Source organism: Chrysiogenia bacterium, from assembly GCA_020434085.1.
GTDB lineage: Bacteria > JAGRBM01 > JAGRBM01 > JAGRBM01 > JAGRBM01 > JAGRBM01.
On sequence record JAGRBM010000175.1, the window covers coordinates 1 to 5,928 of the forward strand.

General features: G+C 64.3%; 6 protein-coding genes. 3 read left to right on the forward strand and 3 right to left on the reverse strand.

Features of this window, described 5'->3' with window-relative positions; all coding sequences use genetic code 11:
• Positions 1-39: 39 nt before the first annotated feature.
• The 3 genes from KDH09_05950 to rsmD all read right to left on the reverse strand — a co-directional run bounded on the left by KDH09_05950 (position 40) and on the right by rsmD (position 2,402).
• Positions 40-1,242, reverse strand: coding sequence for a pyridoxal phosphate-dependent aminotransferase (locus KDH09_05950; GenBank protein MCB0219220.1), 1,203 nt, complete (start codon positions 1,240-1,242; stop codon positions 40-42).
• Between the two features lie 78 nt (positions 1,243-1,320).
• Positions 1,321-1,764: a pantetheine-phosphate adenylyltransferase gene (gene coaD / locus KDH09_05955; protein ID MCB0219221.1), complete on the reverse strand. Its 444-nt coding sequence runs from the start codon at positions 1,762-1,764 to the stop codon at positions 1,321-1,323.
• 59 nt (positions 1,765-1,823) lie between these two features.
• Positions 1,824-2,402, reverse strand: coding sequence for a 16S rRNA (guanine(966)-N(2))-methyltransferase RsmD (gene rsmD, locus KDH09_05960; GenBank protein ID MCB0219222.1), 579 nt, complete (start codon positions 2,400-2,402; stop codon positions 1,824-1,826).
• A 160-nt stretch (positions 2,403-2,562) separates the two neighbouring features.
• On the opposite strand from rsmD, the gene KDH09_05965 reads away from it, so the two are divergent.
• The 3 genes from KDH09_05965 (at position 2,563) to KDH09_05975 (ending at position 5,666) form a co-directional block, all read left to right on the forward strand.
• Complete coding sequence (locus tag KDH09_05965) at positions 2,563-3,504, forward strand: fructose-bisphosphate aldolase (GenBank protein ID MCB0219223.1); 942 nt, start codon at positions 2,563-2,565, stop codon at positions 3,502-3,504.
• 80 nt (positions 3,505-3,584) lie between these two features.
• A complete protein-coding gene (locus KDH09_05970; protein MCB0219224.1) occupies positions 3,585-4,970 on the forward strand; it encodes an NAD-dependent malic enzyme in 1,386 nt (461 codons plus the stop codon).
• Positions 4,971-4,979: 9 nt separating this feature from the next.
• The gene (locus KDH09_05975) at positions 4,980-5,666 is read left to right on the forward strand and encodes a histidine phosphatase family protein (GenBank protein MCB0219225.1); all 687 of its coding nucleotides are present in this window, start codon (positions 4,980-4,982) and stop codon (positions 5,664-5,666) included.
• Positions 5,667-5,928 lie beyond the last annotated feature (262 nt).

Sequence of the window (5,928 nt, forward strand, 5' to 3'; positions counted from 1 at the left end):
CCCGAGCGGGGCCGCTTTTTGTTTCTTTTTGCAGCAGCGCTAGCTGAGCTTCTTTGCCGCCTCGGCGATGCGGCCCACGCCCTTCTGGATGTTCTCCATGCTGGTTGCGTAGGAAAGGCGCATGTAGCCGGGCGCGCCAAAAGGCGTTCCCGGAACGACGGCGACCATGGCTTCTTCGAGCAGCCATGCGGCAAAATCCATGTCGGTCTCAATCTTCTTGCCGCCGGCGCTCTTGCCTAGCAACCCGCTGATGTTCGGGAACACGTAGAACGCGCCCTCCGGGTCGTTGCAGGAAACACCCTCGATCTCGTTGAGCGCCTTGACAATCCACTGGCGGCGCTCGTCAAAGGCCTTGAGCATCTCGCCCACGATGGACTGGTCCATGTTGAAGGCCTTTTCGGCCGCGGCCTGGGAAATGCTCGCAGGGTTCGAGGTCGACTGGCTCTGCATGTTCGTCATGGCCTTGATCACCTTGGCATCGCCGCAGGCAATGCCGATGCGCCAGCCCGTCATGGAATAGGCCTTCGAGGCGCCGTTCACGACGATGGTGCGCGCCTTCCATTCATCCGAAATCGTGGCGATGGAGAAGAACTTCGCATCGCCGTAGGTGAGCTTCATGTAGATATCGTCGCTGATCACCCAGATGTTCGGGTGTTTTTCCAGCACGGCGGCCAGCGCGCGGATCTTGTCCTCGGTATACATGGCACCGGTGGGATTGGACGGGCTGTTCAGAAAGATGCCGCGGGTTTTGGACGTAATCGCCGCTTCGAGCTGCTCGGGAGTGATGCAGAAGTTCTGCTCGTCCGAGGCCAGCACTTCTACGGGCTTTGCACCGGCCATGCTCACCAGCTCGGGGTAGCTCACCCAGTAGGGCGCGGGCACGATGACCTCGTCGCCGTCCTGAAAGAGCGCCTGGCACAGGTTGTAGAGCGAGTGCTTGCCGCCGCAGGAGACGAGAATCTCGTCGGCGCTGTAGTCGAGCCCGTAGTCCTCGCTCACGCGGTGCGCGATCGCCTTCTTGAGCTCGGGCGTTCCGCCCACCGGCGTGTATTTGGTCTGCCCCGCGTTGATGGCGGCAATGGCCGCCTGCTTGATCTCCTCGGGCGTGTCGAAATCGGGCTCACCGGCACCGAAGCCGATGACATCCTTGCCCTCGGCGCGAAGCTGCTTGGCCTTGGCCGTGATGGCCAGTGTCGGGGAGGGCTGAATCGCCTTGGCGCGATCACTCAGACGAACTTCCATGGGTAGCGAATCTCCTGATGCTGGGAGGAATTTGGGAAGCAGGTGCGCGCGGCGCCGGGCGGCTCACGCGCACGAATCTCAGTCTTTGGGAGCGAGCTTTTCCTTGAGCGCGGCTTCCACCTGTGGGGAAACCATTCCCTTTGTATCACCGCCCAGGGTGATGATCTCGCGAATGATGCTCGAGGAAAGGTGCGAGTAGTGCGCGTCGGTCATCATGAAGACCGTGTCGACGTTTTCCTTGAGCAGCCGGTTGGCCTGGGCCATCTGGAGCTCGGACTCGAAATCCGAGACCGTGCGGATGCCGCGCAGCACGGTGGTGTATCCGCTCTTGTCCATGTAATCGACCAGCAATCCCTGGAAACTGTCGACCGAGACATTGGGGCGGTCTGCCACCAGCCCGTTGAGCAGGCTCACGCGTTCCTCGCGGCTGAATAGCCCGTGCTTGGAAACATTGATCGCCACCGCCACGATCACGCGATCGAAAACCTCGGCCGCGCGGTCGATGATGTTCAGGTGTCCCATCGTCGGCGGGTCGAAGGAACCCGGGTAGACGGCGATGCGCTCTTTGTTGGGGGTGGGACTCACTGCGTGTCTTTCTCGTAGAAATCGACGGCCGTGTCACCGTAGGAACGCGAGCGGGTGAGCTCGAGTCCCGGGGGCGTCTCAGGCGCCGGATTGCGGGCACTTCGCTCGATAATCACCAGCGCGCCCGGCGCCACTTTAGCCGAGCGGGCAATGAGATCAAGGATTTCCGCATCCTTGCCCAGACCGTAGGGAGGATCGGCGAAGACGAGCCCGCAGGCGCTTTCCGGTTCTCCGGGCGCCGCCAACCAGCCCAGCACGTCGCTCTCGACCAGCCGCGCCTGCTCACCGGCCGCAAGGCTCTCGATGTTCTTGCGAATGACCGCCGCCGCCCGGCGGCTCGACTCCACCAGGGTGAGCCGCCCCGCCCCGCGCGAGAGGGCCTCAAAACCCAGGGCGCCCGTTCCGGCGAAGAGATCGGCCACGTGGAGGCCCTCGAAGTCTTCTTCGCGCTTCAAAAGCGCCGCGTGCACCGCCGAGAACACGGCCTCGCGCACCCGGTCGGTGGTCGGGCGCACGTTGGGGGCCCGAAAGGCCGCGAGCTGCCGCCCGCCCCATTTTCCGGCGATGATCCGCATGCCGCACTCCATAAACCACGCGGCGGCGCCGGTCCATCGGCCCCGGGACGCGGCCTGCGGCAACAATCTGGCGGCGCGGGCGGGCGGGCCTTGCTTGGGCGCCCCCGCGCGGTTAGAAAGGGCGCTGGGAACCGCCCAGGGATCCGCAAGGGGAATACCGATGAGCCAGACCGATCCGCTCCGCTATTTTCGCAGGGCACACTTCAGCACCGGCGAGATCGCCCGCGTCCGCACTTTCGTCCGTGAGAACGGCACGAGCATGATCCTGCCCTATGACCAGTTCATCGAGCACGATTGCCGCCATCTCGAAGCAGAGGCCAAGGGCGCCAACCCCGCGCGCCCGGAATCGATTCTCGAACTGGGCGAGCGCGCGAAGTTCAACGCCGTTGCCTTCCACATCGGCATTTCCGAGCGCTACTGGAGCAAGGCCGAGGGACGGCTGCCGCTCATCCTCAAGATCAACGGCAAGACGAGCATCCCCTCTGACGACAGGGCTCTTTCGACCTATACCTCTTCGATTGAAGACGCCGTGCGCCTTGGCGCCGTGGGCGTGGGTTACACCCTCTATTATGGATCGCCCCGCCAGGACGAAGACCTCCCGCAGCTCGCCCAGGTCCGCAAGGCCTGTGAGCGCTTCGGACTGCCGCTGATCATCTGGGCCTACCCGCGCGGCGAGGCCATGGAGGCCAAGGGCGGCCGCGACACTTCCTACGCCCTTGAATCGGCCGCGCGTCTGGCCATGGAGATGGGCGCGACCATCGTGAAGTCGAACCTTCCCTCTTCGCCCAAGGCCGACTTCGTCTCCAACGAAAAGATCCCGAGCTACTACCGCGAGCTCGAAGCCGATCACCTCAGCAAGCTCTCGCCGGCCGAGCAGAAGACCGAGCGCGCGCGCCGCGTGGTGCAGGCCACGCAGGGCATTCCGGTGCTCTTCTCCGGCGGCGGCGGCAAGACCGACGCCGATGTGATCGAGAACGCACGCGCCTGCGCCCAGGGCGGCTGCTTCGGCTTCATCATCGGCCGCAATTCCTGGAAGCGCCCGATGGACGAGGCCCTCAAGCTCGTCGATCAGGTGCGCAATGTGCTGGACGAAGCCCAGTAAGGCGCGTAAGCATACGAGAACGTAATTTCCGGGGGCGGCCACTGCGGCCGCCCCTTTGAACTTAAGCGACAAGGCCCATGCTGTTTTCAAAGAATCTTCTGATCCGCACGCTCCGCTGCAAGAACCGCAACACGCCGGGCGTGCTGGGCAAGCTCACCACGCTGATCGGCGAGACCGAGTGCTACGTGGGCGAGATCCGCACCCTCGAACAGGGCAGTCGCTACACCATGCGCGACATCGACGTGCTCTTCCGGCAGGAAGAGGAACTCGATCACCTGGTCAAGCGCATCCGCGAGGAGCTGCCCGATCTCGTTACGCTTCTCGAAGTGCGCGACGAAGTGCTCTCGCTCCATCAGGACGGCAAGATCAAGACGGTTCCGCGTTTTCCGGTGATGAACCTGGGCGACCTGCGCAAGGTCTACACCCCGGGCGTGGCCAACGTCTCGCGCCTGATTGCCGAGGACGTGAGCCTGGCGGAGCGCTACACGTGGGCGACGCGCACGGTGGCCATCTGCACCAACGGCTCGCGCGTGCTGGGCCTTGGCGCCATCGGCCCGCTCGCCTCGCTCCCGGTGATGGAGGGCAAGGCCGCACTGCTCAGCCAGTTCACGGGCCTCAACGCCGTGCCCATCCTGCTGGAGACGCGCGATCCGAAGGAATTCGTCGACACCATCCTGCACATCGAAAAAAGCTTCGGCGCCATCCACCTCGAAGACATCGAGACGCCCCAGTGTTTCGAGATCGAGGACCGGCTGATCGAAGCGCTCGACAAACCCGTCATGCACGATGACCAGCACGGCACCGCCGTGGTCGCGCTGGCGGCGATGATCTCCGCCTGCCAGAAGACCGGCAAGGACCCCGGTGCCATCCGCATCGGCCAGGTGGGCCTTGGCGGCGCGGGCTTTGCTATCGCGCGCCTGCTCATGGGCTTTGTCGAGCACGCAGTCATTGCTTCGGATCTCAACACCGACGCGCAGGATCGCTTCGCAAAGGTCGGCGGTGAGATCAGCAATCTGGATGAGATCATGGAGACCTGCGACCTGGTCATTTCAACGACCGGCGTGCCGGGACTCATCAAGCCCGAGATGATCCATGACGGGCAGATCATCCTCGCGCTCTCGAATCCCAATCCCGAGATCAGCCCCGAAGAAGCGCTCAAGGCCGGCGCCGCGCTGGCCACGGACGGGCGCTTCGTCAACAACCTGCTGGGCTATCCGGGCATCTGGCGCGGCGCCATCGACGCGGGCGTTCGCCGCCTGACCATGGAGATGTACACCGCCGCCGCCCATGCCATTGCAGAGCTCGCGCCGGCAGACGAGATTCTCCCCTCCCCGCTCGACAAGCGCGTGCACGCCGCCGTCGCCCGCGCCGTGGCATTTACCGCCGCGCAGATGGGTCTGGCACGCCACCCCGTCGACGAAGACTACCTCGCCCGCGAACTCGAAGCGCCCGCCGCGCTGGAATAGGAAAAACTCATGCGACGCCGCGTTTATCTTCTCCGACATGCCGAGGTCTCCTACTTTCCCGGCGGCAAGCCCGTACAGCCCACGACGGTCAAGCTCACCGACCGGGGGCGAAAGCAGGCGCTCGCTGCCGCCGACGCCCTCTCGGAAGTGGAGATCGACCGCGTGGTGACAAGCGGCCTGCCGCGCACCATCGAGACCGCGGAGCTCGCGCTTGGCGGACGTGAGCTCGAGATCGGCGTCGAGCCCGAGTTCGAGGAAATTCGCGGCGGCTCATTTGCCAAGATCGATCCCCAGCAGATCCGCGACGCCTTCATGGGCGCCATGCAGGTGACCAGTCCCGGCGAGGCACGCTTTTTCGGCGGCGAGAGTTTCGGCGAGCTTGCCGCCCGCGTCGTCCCGGCGTGGGAGAAGCTCATGGGCGAGAGCGGCTGGGAGACCCTGCTGCTTGTCGCCCACGGCGCGGTCAACCGCGTCATCATCGCCCACGTGCTCGGCGCCGACGCCCACGTCTACGGCAAGCTCGAACAGGACCCGGCCTGCATCAACATCCTCGACTGCCCGGTTCCCGGCAGCAGCGACCCGCGCTCACGCTACGTCGTGCGCGGCATCAACATCACCCCCTACAACGAAGTGAAAAACGGCATCTACGACACCACCATGGAAGGCCTCTGGAAGAACTTCATGGGCGAGAAGTGAGCCGGCGAATCGCGCCGTCAGCGCCTGAAAATCTCTCATCGTTCACGAGCACGTGCACGTGCACGTGCACGAAAAGATTCGCGCACACTTGCCAAAGCCCCGTCTTCCGTGTTTGCTCCATCCCTGACTACAGGTAGCGAGGAACCCCCATGGATCTCTCCGACAAGACCATTGCCATCACGGGAATTGGCGGTTTCATCGGCCTGCGCATGGCCGAGCGCGCGATCGAGCGCGGCATGAGCGTGAAGGGCCTCGACCTCTC

What these genes read in the sequence shown, in the direction of transcription:
- KDH09_05975 (MCB0219225.1), top strand. Translation starts at nt 4,980, where the DNA reads ATGCGACGCCGCGTTTATCTTCTCCGACATGCCGAGGTCTCCTACTTT.
- coaD (MCB0219221.1), bottom strand. Translation starts at nt 1,764, where the DNA reads ATGGGACACCTGAACATCATCGACCGCGCGGCCGAGGTTTTCGATCGC.
- rsmD (MCB0219222.1), bottom strand. Translation starts at nt 2,402, where the DNA reads ATGCGGATCATCGCCGGAAAATGGGGCGGGCGGCAGCTCGCGGCCTTT.
- KDH09_05965 (MCB0219223.1), top strand. Translation starts at nt 2,563, where the DNA reads ATGAGCCAGACCGATCCGCTCCGCTATTTTCGCAGGGCACACTTCAGC.
- KDH09_05950 (MCB0219220.1), bottom strand. Translation starts at nt 1,242, where the DNA reads ATGGAAGTTCGTCTGAGTGATCGCGCCAAGGCGATTCAGCCCTCCCCG.